Source organism: Sphaerisporangium rubeum, assembly GCF_014207705.1.
GTDB classification, from domain to species: domain Bacteria; phylum Actinomycetota; class Actinomycetes; order Streptosporangiales; family Streptosporangiaceae; genus Sphaerisporangium; species Sphaerisporangium rubeum.
The window spans coordinates 4,768,370-4,787,566 of sequence record NZ_JACHIU010000001.1; the positions used below are offsets into that span (position 1 = coordinate 4,768,370).

Annotated in this window: 19 protein-coding genes; 12 read left to right on the forward strand and 7 right to left on the reverse strand. The window is 70.6% G+C overall.

From position 1 onward, the window contains the following. Positions 1–27 precede the first annotated feature (27 nt). From BJ992_RS20510 to BJ992_RS20535, 6 genes are all read left to right on the forward strand, one after another. Positions 28–1,017 carry an epimerase gene (locus BJ992_RS20510; protein WP_184983416.1) on the forward strand — a complete coding sequence of 330 codons (990 nt, stop codon included), beginning with the start codon at positions 28–30 and terminating at the stop codon, positions 1,015–1,017. 77 nt (positions 1,018–1,094) lie between these two features. After that, a complete protein-coding gene (locus BJ992_RS20515; protein ID WP_184983418.1) occupies positions 1,095–1,832 on the forward strand; it encodes a Type 1 glutamine amidotransferase-like domain-containing protein in 738 nt (245 codons plus the stop codon). A 21-nt stretch (positions 1,833–1,853) separates the two neighbouring features. Further along, entirely contained in the window at positions 1,854–2,573 is a 720-nt protein-coding gene (lipB, locus tag BJ992_RS20520; protein ID WP_425503687.1) for a lipoyl(octanoyl) transferase LipB, read from the forward strand. A 63-nt stretch (positions 2,574–2,636) separates the two neighbouring features. Then, entirely contained in the window at positions 2,637–3,566 is a 930-nt protein-coding gene (gene lipA / locus BJ992_RS20525; RefSeq protein ID WP_184983420.1) for a lipoyl synthase, read from the forward strand. A 160-nt stretch (positions 3,567–3,726) separates the two neighbouring features. Then, positions 3,727–4,410: a DUF4191 domain-containing protein gene (locus tag BJ992_RS20530; protein WP_184983422.1), complete on the forward strand. Its 684-nt coding sequence runs from the start codon at positions 3,727–3,729 to the stop codon at positions 4,408–4,410. Further along, positions 4,410–5,207, forward strand: coding sequence for a class I SAM-dependent methyltransferase (locus BJ992_RS20535; RefSeq protein ID WP_184983424.1), 798 nt, complete (start codon positions 4,410–4,412; stop codon positions 5,205–5,207). Before BJ992_RS20530 ends, BJ992_RS20535 begins: the two co-directional genes overlap by 1 nt. 113 nt (positions 5,208–5,320) lie before the next feature. Here BJ992_RS20535 and BJ992_RS20540 read toward each other — a convergent pair whose 3' ends face one another. After that, positions 5,321–5,779: an RDD family protein gene (locus BJ992_RS20540; RefSeq protein ID WP_184983426.1), complete on the reverse strand. Its 459-nt coding sequence runs from the start codon at positions 5,777–5,779 to the stop codon at positions 5,321–5,323. A gap of 144 nt (positions 5,780–5,923) precedes the next feature. On the opposite strand from BJ992_RS20540, the gene glnA reads away from it, so the two are divergent. After that, positions 5,924–7,348, forward strand: a complete 1,425-nt coding sequence (glnA, locus tag BJ992_RS20545) for a type I glutamate--ammonia ligase (protein WP_184983428.1) — start codon at positions 5,924–5,926, stop codon at positions 7,346–7,348. On the opposite strand, the gene BJ992_RS20550 is transcribed toward glnA, so the two are convergent. Beyond that, the gene (locus tag BJ992_RS20550; RefSeq protein WP_184983430.1) at positions 7,251–7,736 is read right to left on the reverse strand and encodes a tyrosine-type recombinase/integrase; all 486 of its coding nucleotides are present in this window, start codon (positions 7,734–7,736) and stop codon (positions 7,251–7,253) included. The two genes, glnA and BJ992_RS20550, sit on opposite strands and share 98 nt — an antisense overlap. Between BJ992_RS20550 and BJ992_RS20555 the strand changes: the two genes are divergently transcribed. From BJ992_RS20555 to BJ992_RS20565, 3 genes are all read left to right on the forward strand, one after another. Further along, positions 7,735–8,481, forward strand: a complete 747-nt coding sequence (locus BJ992_RS20555; protein WP_184983432.1) for a VOC family protein — start codon at positions 7,735–7,737, stop codon at positions 8,479–8,481. The two genes, BJ992_RS20550 and BJ992_RS20555, sit on opposite strands and share 2 nt — an antisense overlap. A gap of 326 nt (positions 8,482–8,807) precedes the next feature. Then, positions 8,808–9,113, forward strand: coding sequence for an antibiotic biosynthesis monooxygenase family protein (locus tag BJ992_RS20560; RefSeq protein ID WP_184983434.1), 306 nt, complete (start codon positions 8,808–8,810; stop codon positions 9,111–9,113). Positions 9,114–9,208: 95 nt separating this feature from the next. Next, positions 9,209–9,391: a hypothetical protein gene (locus tag BJ992_RS20565; protein ID WP_184983436.1), complete on the forward strand. Its 183-nt coding sequence runs from the start codon at positions 9,209–9,211 to the stop codon at positions 9,389–9,391. 61 nt (positions 9,392–9,452) lie between these two features. Here the strand turns inward: BJ992_RS20565 and BJ992_RS20570 are convergent, their stop codons facing one another. From BJ992_RS20570 to BJ992_RS20590, 5 genes are all read right to left on the reverse strand, one after another. Then, on the reverse strand, positions 9,453–10,460 hold the full coding sequence (locus BJ992_RS20570) for a polysaccharide deacetylase family protein (protein ID WP_343072780.1): 1,008 nt from the start codon (positions 10,458–10,460) through the stop codon (positions 9,453–9,455). 219 nt (positions 10,461–10,679) lie between these two features. After that, on the reverse strand, positions 10,680–11,705 hold the full coding sequence (locus BJ992_RS20575) for a hypothetical protein (RefSeq protein ID WP_184983447.1): 1,026 nt from the start codon (positions 11,703–11,705) through the stop codon (positions 10,680–10,682). A gap of 204 nt (positions 11,706–11,909) precedes the next feature. Further along, on the reverse strand, positions 11,910–12,401 hold the full coding sequence (locus tag BJ992_RS20580; protein ID WP_184983449.1) for an NUDIX domain-containing protein: 492 nt from the start codon (positions 12,399–12,401) through the stop codon (positions 11,910–11,912). Between the two features lie 168 nt (positions 12,402–12,569). Continuing rightward, positions 12,570–15,539, reverse strand: a complete 2,970-nt coding sequence (locus BJ992_RS20585; protein WP_184988604.1) for a bifunctional [glutamine synthetase] adenylyltransferase/[glutamine synthetase]-adenylyl-L-tyrosine phosphorylase — start codon at positions 15,537–15,539, stop codon at positions 12,570–12,572. A 53-nt stretch (positions 15,540–15,592) separates the two neighbouring features. Further along, positions 15,593–16,369, reverse strand: coding sequence for a type 1 glutamine amidotransferase (locus BJ992_RS20590; RefSeq protein WP_184983451.1), 777 nt, complete (start codon positions 16,367–16,369; stop codon positions 15,593–15,595). 487 nt (positions 16,370–16,856) lie between these two features. On the opposite strand from BJ992_RS20590, the gene grpE reads away from it, so the two are divergent. Continuing rightward, entirely contained in the window at positions 16,857–17,606 is a 750-nt protein-coding gene (gene grpE / locus BJ992_RS20595; RefSeq protein WP_184983453.1) for a nucleotide exchange factor GrpE, read from the forward strand. A 3-nt stretch (positions 17,607–17,609) separates the two neighbouring features. Continuing rightward, positions 17,610–19,193: an Hsp70 family protein gene (locus BJ992_RS20600; protein ID WP_184983455.1), complete on the forward strand. Its 1,584-nt coding sequence runs from the start codon at positions 17,610–17,612 to the stop codon at positions 19,191–19,193. Positions 19,194–19,197 lie beyond the last annotated feature (4 nt).

Here is a 19,197-nt window from a genome sequence, read left to right on the forward strand (position 1 = left end):
CCGCGTCACCGGCATAGGGTGATCGGTATGAGCGTCGTCGTCACGGGATCGTCAGGGCTTATCGGCACGGCCCTGGTTCGCGCGTTGCGTGACCGGGGACATTCCGTCGTCAGACTGGTGCGCAGGCCGCCGGCGGGGGCGGACGAGGCGTTCTGGGACCCCCGGGAGGGGGTGCTCGACCCCGGCCTGCTCGAAGGGGCCGAGGCGGTGGTGCATCTCGCGGGTGCGGGGATCGCCGACCGCCGGTGGACCGACGCCTACCGGCGTGAGCTGCTGGCCAGCAGGGTCGACTCGACGCGCCTGATCGCCACCACCGTCGCCGGTCTCGGCCGGCCGCCGCGCGTGCTGCTGTCCGCCTCCGCCATGGGGATCTACGGCGACACCGGCGACCGCGCCGTCGACGAGTCGGCCAAGCTCCCCGTGGGGCCGTCCACCGAGCCCGGCACGTCCCCCGCGGCCACCGCGGGTGCGGCACCCGCGCCGCCGGCCGAGCCGTCCCCGCAGGCCCCGGGCCTGTGGCTCGCCGGTCTCGCCGCGGCCTGGGAGGCCGAGACGGTCCCCGCGGCCGAGGCGGGGGTGCGGGTCGTGCTGCTGCGCACCGGTCATGTGCTCACCCGTGACGGCGGCTTCCTCGGCAAGCAACTCCCGCTGTTCCGGCTGGGGCTCGGCGCGCCGCTCGGCTCGGGACGGCAGTACACCTCGTGGATCACCATGGAGGACTGGCTCGGCGCCGTGGAGTTCCTGCTGGCGGGGTCCGCGGCCGGCGCGGCCGGACCGGTGAACCTGACCGCGCCGAACCCCGTGACCAACGCCGAGTTCACCAAGGCGCTCGGCCGCGCGCTCGGCCGTCCCACCCTGCCGGTGGCCGTGCCGCCGTTCGTGCTGCGTGCCGCACTCGGGGCACTGGCGGACGAAGGAGTGCTCATCGGCCAGCGTGTGCTGCCGGCTCGTCTGCTGGAGATGGGTTACCGGTTCCGGCATCCCCACGTCGACGAGGCACTGGCCGCCATACTCTAGTGTGCCGTTCCGGAAACGGGAGGCCCGATGATCCATGGGGGGGCTTCTCGCCTCACCATGCGGCGTCAGGAGAGATCATGCGACGGTCCGGTCAGTCCCACATCCTCGCCATCGGCGGCGGCTCGTTCCGCCAGACCCGCCGCCTGGGGGTGATCGAGGCGTCCGGGCTGCTGCGTTACGCCATCGACCTCACCGGCCAGGACCGGCCGAAGCTCGGCCTGGTCGCCACCGCCACCGGTGACGACGCGCCGTGGCTGCTGAAGATGTACGGCGCGTTCCGTTCCTGGGACGTCGAGGTCAGCCACCTGAGCGTCTTCCCCATGCCGAACGTCGACGATCCCCGTGAGTGGATCCTCGACCAGGACGTCATCTACGTCAGCGGCGGCAGCGTCGCCAACCTCGCGGCCCTGTGGCGGCTGCACGGGCTCGACGAGGCGTTCGAGGAGGCCTGGCGCAGCGGTGTGGTGCTGTCGGGCCAGAGCGCCGGCGCGTTGTGCTGGCACGTCGGCGGCAACACCGACTCCTTCGGGCCGGAGCTTCGGGTGTGGGCCGAGGGCCTCGGGCTGCTGCCGTTCTCGTGCGGCGTCCACTACAACTCCGAGCCGCAGCGACGTCCGCTGCTGCAGGAGTCGATCGCCTCAGGCGAGCTGCCCGAGGGGTACGCCGCCGACGAAGGCGTCGCCCTGCACTACGTCGGCACCGAGTTCATCCAGGCCGTCACGGTCGACCCCGCCGGCTCCGCCTACCGCCTGGAGCGCGACGGGGAGGGACGCGTCAAGGAGTTCAGGGTGGAGCCTCGCCTGCTGACGCCGTGACCTCGCGTTAGGCTGACCCCCGTGAGCGAGCGCGGGAACCAGGGGACCACCACAGGCGTCGGACGGCTGGCGCTGGTCCGGCTCGGCGTCGACGTCCCGTACGAGCAGGCGTGGGAGCTCCAGCGCGACGTCCACGCACGCCGGGTGGCGGGAGCCGTCCCCGACACCTGCCTGCTGCTGGAGCACGCACCGGTGTACACCGCCGGCAAGCGCACCCGTCCCGAGGAGCGGCCGGCCGACGGCACGCCGGTGATCGACGTGGACCGCGGTGGCAAGATCACCTGGCACGGCCCCGGACAGCTCGTCGGATATCCCGTCGTGCGGCTCACCACCGCGCTCGACGTCGTGGCGTACGTCCGGCTGCTGGAGGAGGCGCTGATCAAGGTGAGCGCCGACTTCGGGGTGACGTCCGGCAGGGTCGAGGGCCGCAGCGGCGTGTGGGTGGCGGGAAACCCCGCGCACGGGCTGCCGGACCGCGCGCTCGCCGCCATCGGCATCAGGGTGTCCGGTGGTGTCACCATGCACGGCTTCGCGCTCAACTGCGTCAACGACCCCGGCTGGTTCAACCGCATCATCCCGTGCGGCATCCCCGACGCCGGCGTCACGTCGCTGTCGGCCGAGACCGGCCGGCGCATCACGGTCGACGAGGTGCTGCCGTTCGCCGAGAAGCGGCTCGCCGAGGCGCTCGGCGCGGAAGCGGTCGACATCCAGGAGGAGGACCTGCTGTCGGGCCGGTTCTGACCTCGGTGCGCGCGCGGCAGGGCCGGTCATCACAGCCGTTCGCGCGGACGTAAGCTGGACGGCGTGACAGTTGCTCCTGAAGGCCGCAAGCTCCTCCGCCTGGAGGTGCGCAACAGCCAGACCCCCATCGAGCGCAAGCCCCCGTGGATCAAGACACGTCTGCACAACGGCCCGACCTTCAACGAGATCAGATCCCTCGTCAAGGACCAGGGCCTGCACACCGTGTGCCAGGAGGCCGGCTGTCCCAACATCTCCGAGTGCTGGGAGGACCGCGAGGCGACGTTCCTCATCGGCGGCGACCAGTGCACGCGGCGGTGCGACTTCTGCCAGATCGACACCGGCAAGCCCGCCGAGTACGACACCGACGAGCCGCGCCGTGTCGCCGAGTCCGTCCAGCAGATGGGCCTGCGGTACGCCACGGTCACCGGCGTGGCCCGCGACGACCTCCCCGACGGCGGCGCCTGGCTGTACGCCGAGACCGCGCGCCGCATCCACGCCGCCGTCCCCGGCTGTGGTGTGGAGCTGCTCGTCCCCGACTTCAACGGCAGGCGCGACCAGCTGGAGGAGGTCTTCTCCAGCCGTCCCGAGGTGTTCGCGCACAACATCGAGACGGTGCCGCGCATCTTCAAGAGCATCAGGCCCGCGTTCCGGTACGACCGCTCGCTCGCGGTGATCACGATGGCGAACGAGGCGGGCCTCGTCACCAAGTCCAACCTCATCCTCGGCATGGGCGAGGAACCCGAGGAGATCTCGCAGGCCATGCGTGACCTGAGGGAAGCCGGCTGCGACCTCCTCACCATCACCCAGTACCTGCGCCCCACCCCGCGCCACCACCCGGTGTCCCGCTGGGTCAAGCCCGACGAGTTCGTCGCCTTCCAGGCCGAGGCCGAGTCCCTCGGCTTCGCCGGCGTGATGTCCGGCCCGCTGGTCCGCTCGTCGTACCGCGCCGGCGGCCTCTACAAGCAGGCCATCGAGGCCCGCCAGACCACCTGACCCCGACCGGCCCCCGCGGTCGCCGGGGGCCCCACCGGCCAGGACCACCTGACATCACCGCCTCCGCGCCGGTGCGGCGGGACGTTCTACGGTGAAGTCGGTGCCGTCGTACGGCGGGTGGGCGGTCCATTCCCCGGCTGGGGATTTGTATCCTTTACCCATGGCGAACAAGCCCGCAGACCCCGAGCGTCCGGGTCGCATCAAGCAGCTCCGGATGGTCGCGCAGATCGTCCAGAAGGCCAACCCCAAAGGCATGCCGATCGTTTACGCGTCGGCAGCCGGCACGGTGGTCCTTTTCGTGGTGCTCGGTCTGGTCACCGGGTACGTCTGGCAGCTGATCCTTCTTGGGATCATGGTCGCCATCACCGTGGGACTGGTGGTGTTCTCGCAGCTCGCGCAGAAGGCGCAGTACTCGATGCTGACGGGCCAGCCAGGCGCCGCGGCGGCGGTCCTGCAGGGCATGCGGGGCAACTGGCAGGTGACGCCGGCGGTGGCGGTCACCCGTGACCAGGATGTCGTGCACCGGGTGGTGGGGTTCCCCGGCATCGTGCTGGTGTCGGAAGGGCCTGCGTCGCGGGTGCAGCGCATGCTGGTGGCCGAGAAGAAGCGGGTGCAGCGGGTCGCGATCGACGTGCCGGTGTACGACGTGCAGTGCGGCGACGGCGAGGGTCAGATCCCGCTGAACAAGTTGCAGCGTCACCTCATGAAGCTCCCCCGCATGATCAAGAAGCAGGCCGTGTCCGAGGTGAACTACCGCCTGCGGGCCCTGCCGCAGACCGTGCCGATGCCGAAGGGTCCCATGCCGAAGGGCTCGCGCATGCCCCGCGGCGGCAAGATGCGCTGATGTCCCACCCCGCCAGGCACACCGTGCCAGGCGACGCTTCCGCGCGGGCCAACCGCGGCTGGTGGGACGCCGCCGCCGACGAGTACCAGGCCGAGCACGGCGGTTTCCTGCGTGACGCCGGTTTCGTCTGGTGCCCTGAGGGCCTCGACGAGGCCGACGCGCGGCTGCTCGGCGACGTCGCCGGCAGGCGGGTACTGGAGGTCGGCTCCGGCGCGGCCCAATGTTCGCGCTGGCTGGCGTCCGAGGGGGCTCAGGTCGTCGCGTTCGACCTGTCGTTCCGGCAGCTGCGGCACTCGGCGCGCATCGACGACGCGCTCGGCTGCCACGTCCCCGTCGTGCAGGCCGACGCCGGCCGGCTTCCCTTCGCCGACGCGTCCTTCGACCTGGCCTGCTCCGCCTACGGAGCCCTGCCGTTCATCGCCGACGCCGGATCGGTGCTGTCCGAGGTCGTCCGCGTGCTCCGTCTCGGCGGCCGTTTCGTCTTCTCGGTCAGTCACCCCATCCGGTGGGCCTTCCCCGACGACCCCGGCGAACACGGTCTCACCGCCGACCGCTCCTACTTCGACCGCTCCCCCTACGTCGAGGAGGACGAAATCGGCGTCCCCACGTACGTCGAACACCACCGCACGATCGCCGACTGGGTCTCCGCCATCGTCACCTCCGGCCTGACCCTGACCGCCGTGACCGAACCGGAATGGCCCCCCGGCCACACCCGCACCTGGGGCGGCTGGAGCCCCCTGCGAGGCCACCACCTCCCCGGCACGGCCATCTTCACCTGCGAACGTCTCCCCGGCTGACCCCCGCCATCCGGCGCCGGCTTCACCGCACCACATCCCGCCGTCCCGGCGCCGATCGACCCCGCGGCAACGGCTGCGGGAAAGGAATCGGGGGGTGGCCGGACGGACGGAGGTTATTTGAGGACGACCACGGTGCCGGCGGCGCGGTCGTGGAGGCCTCGGTTGTCTCGGTCCCAGATGAGGGCGGGGATGGCGAGGCAGAGGAGGAGGGTTCTTATGAGGATGGATTTCAGGGAAGGCCGGTGGCCGGTAACGGTGATGATTTTGATGCGGAAGAGGAGCATGCCGAGAGTTGTGCCGGTGGTGCCGGCGAGAATGATGTATTCCAGAGCGAAAACGAGAAGGCCGATCCACGGGGAACGGCTGGGGTCGGCGCCGAGAATGCCGCGGCCGATGGCCCATGTGCAGATGAGCCAGTCGATGATGACGGCGCCTATGCGGCGTGCGAAGCCGGAGACCGAGCCGGGGCCCGTGGCGGGGAGGCCGAGTCGTTCACCTGGACGACCCAGGTCGGCGCCTGCGGCACGGACGCCGCCGAGCCAGGTCTGAGTCCATCTCGGCTGCCTGTTCATGCAGGTAAGATACCGTCTAGGTACCTTGGTGCGTCCTGTAACCCTCCCCCCGTCTGGTTAACGTCCGCGAAACAAACGAGACATGGGACCGAAACGGCACAGGCCTACGTTCGAGTCTGCAAGTTCGTGCCCCTGGGAGGTTGGATGTTCAGCTCCGCCGACGACGTCCTGAAGTTCATCAGGGACGAAGGGGTGCAGTTCGTCGACGTCAGGTTTACCGACCTGCCGGGCACGACGCACCACTTCACTTTCCCCACCGAGAACTTCGGCGCCAGCGTATTCACCGACGGTCTGATGTTCGACGGCTCGTCGATCCGTGGTTTCCAGGCCATTCATGAGTCGGACATGCTGCTGCTGCCCGACCCGTCGACGGCCGTGCTGGATCCGTTCCGCGACCACAAGACCCTCATCATCAACTTCTTCGTCCACGACCCGCTGACGGGTGAGGCCTACAGTCGCGACCCGCGCAACGTCGCCCGCAAGGCCGAGGACTACCTCAAGGGCACCGGGATCGCGGACACCGTGTTCTTCGGCCCCGAGGCCGAGTTCTACATCTTCGACGATGTGCGTTTCGCCAGCAGCCAGAGCGAGAGCTTCTACCACATCGACTCGATCGAGGGTGCCTGGAACACCGGCAAGGCCCAGGAGGGTGGCAACCTCGGGTACAAGCCGCGGTACAAGGGCGGCTACTTCCCGGTGCCGCCGATGGACCACTTCACCGACCTGCGTTCGGAGATGGTCCGCAAGCTGATCGAGGCCGGCATCGAGACCGAGATGCAGCACCACGAGGTCGGCACGGCCGGTCAGGCCGAGATCGACTTCCGGTTCGGCACGCTGCTCAAGACCGCCGACAACCTGATGCTGTACAAGTACATCATCAAGAACACCGCGGTCCACGCCGGTCGCACCGTCACGTTCATGCCGAAGCCGATCTTCGGTGACAACGGCTCCGGCATGCACTGCCACCAGTCCCTGTGGAAGGACGGCGAGCCGCTGTTCTACGACGAGGTCGGCTACGCGGGCCTGTCGGACATGGCGCGGCACTACATCGGCGGACTGCTCAAGCACGCGCCGGCCATCCTCGCCTTCACCAACCCGACGGTGAACTCCTACCACCGCCTGGTGCCGGGCTACGAGGCCCCGGTGAACCTGGTCTACTCCCAGCGCAACCGCTCGGCCTGCATCCGCATCCCGATCACCGGGTCCAACCCGAAGGCCAAGCGCATCGAGTTCCGGGTGCCCGACCCGTCGTGCAACCCGTACTTCGCGTTCTCCGCGCAGCTCATGGCGGGCCTCGACGGCATCCGCAACAAGATCGAGCCCCCGCAGCCGGTCGACAAGGACCTCTACGAGCTTCCCCCCGAGGAGGCCGGCCAGGTCCCGCAGGTCCCCGGCTCCCTCCCCGAGGTGCTCAACGCGCTCGAGGCCGACCACGAGTTCCTCCTCGAAGGCGGCGTCTTCACGCCGGACCTCATCGAGACCTGGATCTCCTACAAGCGCGAGTTCGAGATCGACCCGATCCGCCTGCGTCCGCACCCGCACGAGTTCGAGCTGTACTACGACGTGTGATCCGCTGAACCGTTGACCTGGCCGGGAAGCCGAACAGTTCCCGCTCAGGGCACAGGAAGGCACTCGCGTCCACAGGAAGGCCATCGGCCGGCGCCGCACTGAAGGCACGGTCGATGGCCTTTCGCATGCGCTCCCCTCCGGACGGCATCAGGTGGGTATACGTCCGGAGCGTGAACCCGGGGTCATGATGACCGAGGAATTCGGCGAGGCTGCGCACATCGACGCCGTCCGCCAGCCACACGCTCACGAAGTGATGCCGAAGGGCATGGAAACCGCTGAGGTAGAGGTCCTGAGCGCTCGCCTGCCATCGACCCAGACAGAGCCCAGCAGACGAGAGATCAGGACAGGGGGAAACGTGCGGGAGCGAGGATGTCAGAATCGGCGGCATGGCACTGCGACCTGTTCAGGTGAACATAAAGGCTCTTGATCACTTTGCGGTCGGCCGGTTCTGGGCGGAGTCGCTCGGCTGGAGTGCTTTCAGCGGGGGATCCGGCGTGACCACCTACGTTGGACCCGTCGGCGGCTTCGTTTGGCCGGACCCGGTCACCGTCGGCATCGACGTCGTTCCCGTCCCGGAACCCAAGACGACAACGAAGAACCGTGTGCACCTCGATCTCTCCACCACCTCTGCGGCCCATCAGGCGGAGTTGGTCGCGCGCCTCCAGGTTCTCGGTGCGACGCCCGCCCACGTGGGCCAGAGCAAAGTGCCGTGGACGGTCCTCGCCGACCGCGAGGGCAACGAGTTCTGCGTGCTGGAGCCTCGGGAGATCTACCGGGGCACCGGGCCGATCGCCGCGGTGGTCGTCGACTGCGCCGATCCGCGGGCCATGGCCCGGTTCTGGGACGAGGCGATCGACTGGACCCTGCACGAGGTGACCGACGATCACGCGGTGTTGCGCTCCGCCAAGGGTGTCGGCCCGTATCTCGAGTTCCTCCGCACGCCCGACGTGAAGACCGTGCCGGACCGCATCCATCTTGACCTGCTGCCGTACCCCAGTGACGATCAAGCGGCGGAGGTGGCCCGGCTGCGGGCCCTCGGCGCCACCGACCTCGACCTCGGCCAGGGCGACGTCCCGTGGACGTGCCTGGCCGACCCGGAGGGCCACGAGTTCTGCGTCCTCGCCCCGTCCTGACGCGGAGCCTCCCCCCTGCATGCCGGAAACGGGATCAGGGTTTCATGGAGCCGACATCGGCCCTCAGGGGGTTCGCGAAGGACAGTCGGGCCGGGACACTTTGGGGGCACATAGCACCGGAAAGCGCTGGCAAGCGATAACAACGAACAGAAGTACAATCGCAGGTCGCTCGCGGTTCAGAGCGAATCCTTGCAGGCAGCGAGCATGCGGAATCAGAACTACGACGTCTGATCCATCAGAGCGTCTGCACATGTGGGGCCGTCTGCCGCCGCTTCTCGCGCGCGACCGCCAGCCTCCTGTGTCTTCCGGAAGGAGCGGGTGGGGACGTGATCGCGCGGGTGTGGCGAGGGTGGGCCGCGATGGGGACGGCCGATGACTACCAGCGGCATTACGAGGATGAGGTGACGAGGCACCTACGGCACGTGGCGGGGTTTCGCGGTGCGCGGCTGCTCCGGCGGATCGACGGGGACGAGGTGCTGTTCACGTCGATCGTGTTCTTCGACGGGATGGACGATGTGCGGGGCTTCGCGGGGGACGATGTCGAGCGAGCGGTCGTGGAGGACGCGGCGCGGCAGGTGCTGAGCCGGTGGGACGAGCGGGTCACGCATCATGAGGTCGCGGTCGAGGTGTGATCCGGTTCGGAGGGCTGTGCGCGGGTCGCCTAGCATGGGGTCTGGCTTCAGGACCGGCAGGGGACGCAGGCCGTCGCGGGAAGGGCGGGGTACGGGTGTTCGGACGCAAGCCTCTTGAGGAGCGACTGGCGGAGCGCAGGGCTCAGCTGCCGCCGTTGGAGGAAGGCAAGCACTTCGAGCACGGGCCGGCGAAGTTCGTGTTCATCTTCCTGATCGTGTTCGTGGTGGTAGGGCACTTCGTGGGGTTGTTCGTGCTGATGGCGCTCGGCCAGCACTGACGGCGGCGCCGGTGCCGGCCTGGTGCGCCGGTGGCGGGCCGGTGGGGCCGACGGTGGCGGGTCAGTACGGCAAGGTGTACTTGGCGTAGCGGGTCGCCACGTAGGGGTTCTTGAACTTGGGGAAGGCCACGGTGCGGATGTCGCCGTCGGAGGTGTAGCGGTCCTCGGGGTGGGCCTTGAGCCAGTCGAGCCAGGCGGTGGAGCAGAAGCGCGCGCAGTCGCCGACCTTGTCCATGGCGCGGATCCTCGGGATGCCGAGGGGGTCGAAGTCCTTGCTGAACGGCGAGGCGGCGGGGGTGTAGCCGGCGAGGAAGACGCCGGAGTAGTCGTAGTGGACGCCGGCGGACCCGCCGTGCATGGCCCACGTCTTGGTGGTCGGCTGGTTGCCGTACGGGAGGGCCAGGGTGGCGGGGACGTCCTTGATGAGGTCGGTGATGAGTTTCTGGCCGGCGGCGATCTGGCCTTCGACCTGGTCCTTGCCGGGGCCCCGCAGGTTGAGGTGGTCGCGGGTGTGGTTGCCGATGTCGAAGCCGTTGTCCTTGAGCCAGCCGAGCACCTGGGCCTGCGCCTCGTGGCCGAAGGTGCCGAACATGTCCTTGATGACGTAGAACGTGGCGACGGGCCGGAAGCCGGGGTTCTTGCGTGCGACGTCCATGAGGATGCCGACGGCGGTGTCGGCCTTGGGGACGCCGGAGCCGTCCAGGGTGAGCTGGGACGGCGAGGAGTCGTCGAAGGTCAGCACCACGGGATGTTTGCCGGCGGGGATGCCGATGCGGCCGGTGGTGTACTCGCGCGCGGTGATGGGGACGTAGCCCTCCTTGGCGAGCCGTTCGAGCTCGGTGCGGAGCTGCGCGGGGGTGCGGTCGTCGCCGCCGGCGGGTTTGGCGACGATGCGGTGGTACATGATCACGGGGATCTGGCCGAGCTCGTTGGCCTTGGCCTTGGCGGCGGTCGCGACGGCCGCCTTGCGTGCCTCCTGGGCCGAGACGGCCTTGGCGGGGCCCCCGCCGGCGGCCGGCCGCGCGGCGATCTTGCCGTCTCCGCCTCCGCAGCCGGCCAGGGCGATCACTCCGAGTGACAGTGCGCCGATATGACGACCTCTGAAGCGACCCATGGTCCCCCCAACCCGACCGAGGAATGCGATACGTCACTTCTACCCGGCCGACCTGGGGGTTCCACCCGGAACGTGTCCTATGCAGACCAAGCACTCCCCCGGGTTTCACATTCTCCGCCATTGCCGGACAGGGCCGACATATCCCGGCGGTTGATTACCGAGGGTGCGCGACGGTCAAGGTGTGGTCTCGGTGGGACGGATCTTGATCCCGGTGAGACGGCGCAGGATGTCCCACCAGAACGGCCCGCCGAACAGCAGCGCGACGAAGGTGATGAGGAACCCGGGCCAGTGGCCGGGTGAGACGAGGCGGCTCAGCCACTCGCCGCCGTTCCAGATCCACCGCGGGTTGCCGTTGTCGGGAATGACCACCGATACCGGCGCACTGCCGACGATCTTCACGAACGCCGGTTCCGCCAGGATCTCGGTCACGCAGGCGTACGGGTCGGCGGGGTGCTCGGGACACTTGGCGCGCAGGCCGGCGAGGGCCGCCGCGCCGCCGTCCGCGGTGGCCGCCACCTGAGCGCGCACGGCGTTGTCACTGAGGATGGCCTTGCCGTACTCCAGGGAGTCCATGCTGAAGAACAGGGTCAGCACCAGCCCGAGTGCCGCGATGACCCAGCGCACATACTTGCGGTACAGCACGGTGAGGCGCTGCATCTCGCCGTCGAACCACGCCTCGACGCCTTTGCGGAACGTGTCCACGTCGTCCTTGGCGGAGTCCCACACGCCTTTCAGCGGCCCGTACAGGGGGCTGCCGTCCTGCTTGAGCCGCTCCAGCATGGCCGGCACGCCGCCCTCGGCGGCGGTCATCTCCATCATCGCGACCGCGAACCGGCCAGGAGGCACGAACGAGATGCTGGTGCGTCCCGCGGAGCTGTGGTCGATCTCACGCAGCCGCTCGTACAGCCGACCCGACCAGGTGGTGGCGGTGCTGTGCGCCGGCGGGGGCATCGGGTCGAACTTCGGCCTGGCGTCCCTGTGGCCGAACGGCAGGCGCGCGAACACCTCCCTGACGGTGCTCGGGATCCAGGACCGTTTGCCGTCCGCTCCGTCGAGCGTGTCCCGCAGGTAGGCCCACAGGAACTTGCTACGGATGCCGAGTATCCGCACCAGCCCTTCGTTGATGCCGCTGACCAGCAGCGAGAAAAGTAAGAACGCGATGACCAGCCCGATGGCGAGGTCGACGTAGACCGAGTTCACTGACGGACCACCTTGGTAGGCGCATAAGGACGAGGACCCCTGCCACAGGCGGCCGGGGCCACACAGCAGACGTCGCCGGACCGCCTGCGGTTGTCAGCCCGCGCGCGACGAACTACCGGCCCGTGTGAGCGACAGCGTCGGTCCCGTGAGCGCGAGCGCCGGACCGTACACGGAACCGCCGGCCCGTGAGCGTGCGGCCCGCCGTCAGAGCGCCGGTGCGGGGAGCGCGGCGTCGCGCCAGGCGAAGCCGTCGGGGACGACCACCGACGTCCACGGCGGCATGGGAAGCGCGGCGGCCTCGGCGGGGTGGACCCAGCGCACCTCGGCGAGCTCCACGCCGTCCGGCTCGGCGTGGCCGTCCGCCACGGTGCAGCCGTACACGGAGATGACGTACGCCACCTGGTCGCCGTTGAGGTAGGTCGTGCGGAACGTCGGGCCGCCGTACGCGCCGATCAGCCCGTGCAGCCGCACACCGAGGCCGAGCTCCTCACGCAGCTCGCGGACCAGCGCCTCGCCGGGTGCCTCGTCGGGCTCGACGATGCCGCCGGGGGGACACCACAGGTTGCTCATCTCGGTGTGGCGCGCGACGAGCATGCGGCCCTCGTCGTCGAAGACGCACGCGGTGACCGACGGCAGCATCAGCAGGTCGCTGCCGATCCGTGCGCGCAGACTGGCGAGGTAATCCGACAACGGCACGGCCACTCCCCCGGTACGCCGGACAGAACCCATCAACGGTAACCGTCCCGGGGCCTTTCGGGGAGCCCGGCGGCCGGACCCGGACCCGGCCGCCGGGGGCTCACCCCAGCGCACTCCCCCCGGTCGTGCCGCCGCCACAGGGAACGGCGACGCCGGCCGTGCCGGGGGTCATGCGCCGTAGAAGACCCTTTCGACCACCACGCGAGCGCGACGGGTGGTGCGCAGATAGTCGTCCACGAAGTCCTCGGAGCCGTCAGGCGGGTAGCCGAGCGCACGCGCGATGAGCATGCGTTCGCGCAGGTCGGCGGGGATGCTGTCCCCGGCCCGGCCGCGCACCAGCATGATGGCGTCGCGGATCTGCGCGGCGAACCGCCAGGCGTCGGCCACCACTTCCTCGTCGGTGCAGGCGAGCAGCCCGGCCCCCACGGCGGCACGCAGGGCTTCCAGCGTGCGGGTGGTGCGCAGCTCGGGGATCTCGCAGGCGTGCTGGAGCTGGATGAGCTGCGCCATCCACTCGACGTCCGACAACCCGCCGCGGCCGAGCTTGGTGTGCAGCAGCGGGTCGGCCCCGCGCGGCAGCCGCTCGGCCTCCATGCGGGCCTTGAGCCGCCGGATCTCGCGCACCGCCGTGCCGGAGATGCCGTCCGGCGGGTACCGCAGCGGCTCGATCATCTCCATGAACTCCTCGCCGAGCCGCTCGTCCCCGGCGGAGAACCTGGCGCGCAGCAGGGCCTGCGACTCCCACGGCGAGGACCACCGCCGGTAGTAGGCGGCGTACGACGCCAGCGTGCGCACCAGCGGCCCCTGGCGGCCCTCGGGCCGCAGGTCGGGGTCGACGAGCAGCGGCGGGTCGGTGGCCGGCATGGCGAGCAGGCGCCGCATCTCGTTGGCGACGGCGTGCGCGGCGCCGGCGGCGTCCTTCTCGTCGGAGCCTTCCAGCGGCGAGTGCACGAACATGACGTCGGCGTCGCTGCCGTACGACGCCTCGTACCCGCCGAGCCGTCCCATCGCGATCACCGCGAACCGTGTCGGCAGGCCGCCGCGCCGCTCCAGGGTGACCTTGTGGATCGCGGCGTCCAGCGCGGACTGCAGGGTGACGTCGTTGAGCTCCGACAGCGCCTGGCCGATCTCCTCGATGTCGATCCGGCCGACCAGCCCGGCGACCGCGGTGCGGAACAGCTCGCGGCGCCGCAGGGTGCGCACCGAGACCACCGCGGTCTCGGCGTCCGCCTCGTGCCGCTGCACGGCGGCGGCGGCCTCGGCGGCGAGCGCCTTCTTCGGCCGGGCCTGGAGCTCGCCGTCGGAGCCGAGCATGGCGACGGCCTCGGGTGCGTGCAGCAGCAGCCCGGTGACGTACCGGCTGGTGCCGAGGAGCCGCGCCATGCGGTCGGCGACGGCGGTCTCGTCGCGCAGCAGCCGCAGGTACCACGGTGTGGCGCCGAGCTTGTCGCTGACCTGGCGGAACCCGAGCAGTCCCGCGTCGGGGTCGGGGGTGTCGGCGAACCAGCCGAGCATGACCGGCAGCAGGGTGCGCTGGATGGCGGCGCGGCGCGACACGCCGCTGGTGAGCGCGGCGATGTGACGCAGCGCGCCTTGGGGGTCGGCGAACCCGAGTGCCGACAGCCGAGCCGTCGCGGCGCCGGTGGACAGGCGTGCCTCTTCTCCGGGGAGGCGCGCGACAGCCTGGAGCAGCGGCCGGTAGAACAGTTTCTCGTGCAGGCGCCTGGCCTCCATGGCGTGCCTGCGCCAGCGGGTGGTGAACTCCCCCACCGGGTCGACGACCATGCCGAGGCCGCGGCCGATGCGGCGCAGGTCGGTCACGTCCTCGGGGACGACGGCGGTGCGGCGCAGCCGGTGCAGTTGCAGCAGGTGCTCCACGCGGCGCAGGAACGTGTACGCCTCGGCGAGCGTCTTGGCGTCGTCCCTGGCGACGTACCCGCCGCGGGACAGCGCCGCGAGGGCCGGCAGCGTCGCGCGGCGGCGCAGCAGCGCGTCGGCGCGGCCGTGCACGAGCTGCAGGAGCTGTACGGCGAACTCGATGTCGCGCAGGCCGCCGGGGCCGAGTTTGATCTGCCGGTCGACCTCGCCGGCCCGCACGTGGGCCTCGACGCGGCGGCGCATCGCCTGGACGTCCTCGACGAAGTTGTCGCGGGTGGAGGCCTGCCACACCATCTCGTTCACCGCGTTGACGTACTCGCCGCCGAGCTCCAGGTCGCCGGCGACGGGCCTCGCCTTCAGCAGGGCCTGGAACTCCCAGGTCTTGGCCCAGCGGCGGTAGTACGTGAGGTGGCTCGCGAGGGTGCGCACCAGCGGCCCGGCCTTGCCTTCGGGCCGTAGCGCCGCGTCGACCTCCCACAGTGTGCCTTCGGGGGTGCTGATGGAGCAGGCGCGCATCATGCCCTGCGCGAGCTTGGTGGCGGCCTGGAGCGCCTTGGTCTCGTCCACGCCGTCCCGCGGCTCCGCCACGAAGACCACGTCGACGTCGCTGATGTAGTTGAGCTCACGCGCGCCGCACTTGCCCATGCCGATGACGGCGAGACGCACGTCGGCGCTCTCGGGAATCTCGGCCCGCGCGACGGCGAGCGCGGCCTCCAGTGCGGCGGAGGCGAGGTCGGACAGCTCGGAGGTGACCTCGCCGAGCATGGCGAGGCCGGTGATGTCGCGCGCGGCGAGCTGGAGCAACCGGCCGCGGTAGGCGACGCGCAGCGCGCACAGCACGTCGGTGCCGGCGTCCGACGCGCACGGCACGGGGTCGGCGGGGCCGGCCCCCACGGCCTCCAGCAGTTCGGCGCGCAGGTCGCGGTACGGGGACCGCTGCCTGGCCTGCTCCCCCTCCAGCAGCCGCCAGTGGCCGGGGTGCCGCACGACGTGGTCCCCGAGGGCCGCCGACAGGCCGAACACCGACAGAAGGCGCCGGCGCAGGCCGGGGTCGGCGCGCATGGCGCCGAGGACGCTCTGGTCCCGCTCGGCGAGGCGGCTGAGCGAGACGAGCGCCAGGTCGGGGTCGGCGGCTCCCAGGAGATCTGCGAGCAGGTCGAGGTCGCCGACGGCTTCTGGCCCGAGACCGTCAAGGAGACGCTCGGTGTGCGCGCCGTCGGCGAACCCCAGCCGGGCGAGACGCCCGGCCGTCGTCTGCATACGGGACTCGGCGTTCACAAGCTCAACGTAGTCGGTGCCTCACGCACTCGTCGTTAGTGGTTTCGCGCCGTAATCGCGTGGTCACAGGGAATGGACAGGGGTGCGAGCGGCTGTGACCGGGGTCGCGCACGGGTCACCACGGCGGCGAAGGCCTCGGCGAACGGCCGCCAGGTGGCCGCCAGTTCCTCCGCGGCGGCGCGCACCGCGGCGTCGAGCGCGGCGGGGTCGTACCCGGCGGCGGTGAGCGGCGCCGGGTCGGCCAGCCACGAGGTGAAGATCGCGGGGGTGGCCTCGGGGTGGAACTGCACGGCCCAGGCGAGGTCGCCGAGCCGGTACCCCTGCGCAGGGTACGGCGCGCCGGTGACCATGGGGACGGCGCCTGGCGGCAGGACGGTCATGGCGTCGGAGTGGTACTGCACGGCGCGGGGGGCCGGCGGCAGCACGCCGAACAGGGGGTCCCGCGTGGCGGCGGGGAGCATGGTGACGGTGCGCAGCCCGACCTCCAGGCCCGGCGTGCCGCGTTCGACCACGCCGCCGCAGGCCATGGTCAGCAACTGCGCGCCGAGGCAGATGCCGAGCACCGGCACCGAGGTCTCCACGGCGGTGCGCAGCAGCGCGCGGGTGGCGGGCTGCCAGGGGTACCCCGCGTCGTCCCACGCGGACGCGGCCCCGCCGAGCACGATCAGCCCGTCCCCCGGTGCCGCCGGGACGTCCTCCCCGAGGTAGGGCCGCACGACGTCGCAGGTCACGCCGGCCGCGGCCAGCCAGCCCTCGAAGAATCCGAGACCGGCGTCGGCCTCGTGCTCCACGACCAGGACACGATGATGCATAGGACGATAATGCGGTATGTCCGGCTTGTCGGACCAGCGGGGTGCAGGTGCCACCGGGCCGGCCGAAGGCCACTGAGTCGGCCCATGGCCACCGCGTCGGCCGGAGACCGCCGGGTCGGCCGGAGACCGCCGGGTCGGCCGGAGACCGCCGGGTCGGCCGGAGACCGCCGGGTCGGCCGGAGACCGCCGGGTCGGCCGGAGACCGATATTCAGAGGGGAATTCTCCGGTGACCGCACCAGGAAGACATGTTTTCCCTTTTATCGGCATTTGTGACGTCTGGTACGGATGGATGGCAGAGGGAGAGGCGGGTCCGGGGCCGGGACGGTGCGTCACCTCGGATATCTCGGTCCCGGCACGGTGTTCGAAATGGATCCAACAAATCCGACATAACATGAGATAAACGACAACTTCCTCACTACCGGGCGGCGGTCCCGGTGGCTAGAGTTGCAGGCGGCAGCGATTCGGGATTTCCGAACGAGGAGATAGATGCCCCCTTCCGGCAAAGAGCCGCAGGACCCTCCGTCCGGTGGCGCACCCCCCTCCGGCCGTGACACCGGCCCTGACGAGGACGCCGCGCCGGCCGCCGCCGAGCCGTACGACACGGTCAAGGAGCTCACCGGCCGCATCGAGGAGCTCGTCCGCCAGGTCGCGGCGCTCACCGAGACGGCGCGGCGCGAGCACGAGCGCGCGGCACACCGGGAGCAGGTCATCGACCGGCTGCACGGCGAGAACCAGCAGCTGCGGCACGGGCTCCTGCAGGAGGCGCTGGCGCCGGTGCGCGCGGGGCTGTTCCGCCTGCACGACACGCTGTCCCGCGAGTCCGCGCGCTGGCAGGGGGCCGATCCGCCGGCCGCCGAGCTGGCCGGGCCGCTGCTGGCCGCCGCCGCCGACGAGGTGGCCGAGGTGCTCGGCCGGGCCGGCGCCGAGCGCGCCGGCGTGCGGCCCGGCGACCCCTACGACGCCGCACTGCACCGTCCGGTGCGCACCGTAGCGGTCGAGGCCGGAGCGGACGGCACGGTGGCCGAGGTGCTGACGGAGGCGTTCACCGCCGGTGAGCGCGTGCTGCGCAAGGCCGCGGTGGCCGTCGGCCGCGCCACGCAGGAATCCGGCGGCGAACCAGCCGAGGAATCGCGGGACACGGAAAGCCAGAACACACCCCGCGAATCGCAAAACGACGATAATGACGGGACCCGGTTCGCCGGGCCGGACGGTGGTGTGGAGAAAGGGAGCGAGTAGGCGATGGCTGTTTTCGGTATCGACCTGGGGACCACCTACTCGTGCATAGCGTACGTCGACGACGTCGGACGGCCCACGGTGCTGCGCAATCTCGAAGGCACCGACACCACCCCGTCGGTGGTGTTCTTCGAGTCCCCCGACAACGTCGTGGTGGGGGCCACCGCCAAGGACAGCGCGGTGCTGGAGCCCGACCTCGTGGTGAGCCGCATCAAGCGCGACATGGGCCACGACGTCCCGCGCGTGCGCCACGGCAGGCCGTACACCCCCGAGGAGATCTCGGCGTTCATCCTGCGCAAACTGGCCGACGACGCGCGCACCGACACCGGTGAGCCCGTCGAGGACGTCGTGGTCACCGTGCCGGCCTACTTCGGCGCCGCCGAGCGGGACGCGACGCACAAGGCGGGCCAGATCGCCGGGCTCAACGTCATCGACATCATCTCCGAGCCGATCGCCGCCGCCATCACCTACGGCCTGCTCAACCCCGAGCGCGACCACACGATCGTCGTGTACGACCTCGGCGGCGGCACGTTCGACACCACGGTGATCACGCTGCGCGGCGGCGACATCGAGGTGGTGTGCACCGACGGCGACCACGAGCTCGGCGGCGCCGACTGGGACGACCGCCTGGTGGAGCACCTCGCCGAGCGGTTCGAGCAGGAGCACCCCGACGCCGGCAGCCCGCTGCTGGACAAGCAGTCCGAGCAGCAGCTCCGCAGGGACGCCGAGGACCTGAAGAAGACCCTGTCGGCCCGCACGCAGCACGTCGTGCGCGTGATGCACGAGGGCCGCGTCGCCACCGTCGAGGTCACCCGCGAGGGGTTCGCCGAGCTGACCCGCGACCTGCTCGACCGCACCGTCGAGATCACCCGCCGCACGCTCGACACCGCCGCCGCCAAGGGGGTCACGTCCTACGACCACCTCGTGCTGGTCGGCGGGTCCACCAAGATGCCGGCGGTCGCCGAGACCCTGCAGAAAGAGCTGCAACTCGAACCACGTCTGCAGGACCCCGACCTCGCGGTCGCCAAGGGGGCCGCGCTGTACGCGTTCGAGGAGACCTACCGGCGGCTGCTGCGCGCCGGTGAGCACGACCGCGCCGAGGACATGGCCGCGCGGGCCGGCCTGTCCCCCGACCAGCAGGAGCGCATCGCGGCGCGCACCATCAAGACCGTGGCGTCGCGCGGCTTCGGCATCGTGGTCACCGACCGCGACACCCGGCGGCGCACGGTGGAGCACCTGGTGCACGCCAACGACGCGCTGCCGGCCGCCGTCACGCGTGACTTCTACACCGTGGACCCCGGCCAGACCGGGGTGGACGTCGAGGTCATGGAGCAGGCAGGCAGCGTGGAGTCCGGCGAGCTCGAGGACAACGGGCTGATCGCCGAGGGGGTGCTGCGCATCCCACCCGGCAAGCCCGCGGGGTGGCCCATCGAGGTGACGTTCGCGCTCGACACGGCAGGGCTGCTCCAGGTGACCTCACGCGAGCGCGAGACCGGCGAGGCACTGGAGCTCCGGGTGCAGATCGGCGGCATGTCCGAGGAGGACGTCGCCGAGTCGCGTGCCGCGTTGTCCAAGGTCCAGGTCAGCTGACCCT